The sequence below is a fragment of the Pseudomonas sp. SDT291_1_S447 genome (assembly GCF_054070155.1).
Genome location: NZ_JBSVXS010000294.1, coordinates 1 through 495 on the forward strand (window position 1 = coordinate 1; position 495 = coordinate 495).

Annotated in this window: 1 protein-coding gene; it reads right to left on the reverse strand. The window is 60.4% G+C overall.

All coding sequences use genetic code 11. From position 1 onward, the window contains the following. Window positions 1–420 (reverse strand): phage tail-collar fiber domain-containing protein (locus ACW9IR_RS29615; RefSeq protein WP_457466162.1); only part of this gene is annotated, 420 nt, incomplete at its 3' end. Window positions 421–495 lie beyond the last annotated feature (75 nt).

A 495-nucleotide genomic window follows, 5' to 3' on the forward strand; every position in this document is an offset into this window, starting at 1 on the left:
GCCGGTCAGTTTCATGGCGCCGTCGAAGGCCACCAGAAAATTGCGGGTGACGTTGTTGCCGATCTGCTCCGGCGGAATGTTCCTGCGCTTCTGTTGCAGAGGCACCGACGACGCGGCGAACAAGATGCCGTCGGCGTCCTCAAGACCGACCCAGTTAAAGTCCCAGTCGCCAACGTCAGACCCCAACTGTGCGCTGTACACCACCTGGTTCGGATTCACGAAACCCGCGTTCTTTTCCGGGATGGTGTAGACGTGAACAATCTGCGCAGCCGGTGGCTTGCCGGCAGCGCGATCGAGCGGCGCGGTCGGATCAAGCCCGGGCACATTCGCAAAGATGAAGCGGCTGACGATCAGCGGCTTTTGCTGGCTTTGTTTAAGGGCGATTTGGCCTTCGCCGGCCAAGGTAATACTGGCGCTCACGGTGCGCTCCTACAGGCTGGCAACCAGCGTTTGCTGGTCGTCGTTGAAGTCGATCAGGGCGATTTGCAGCCCCAC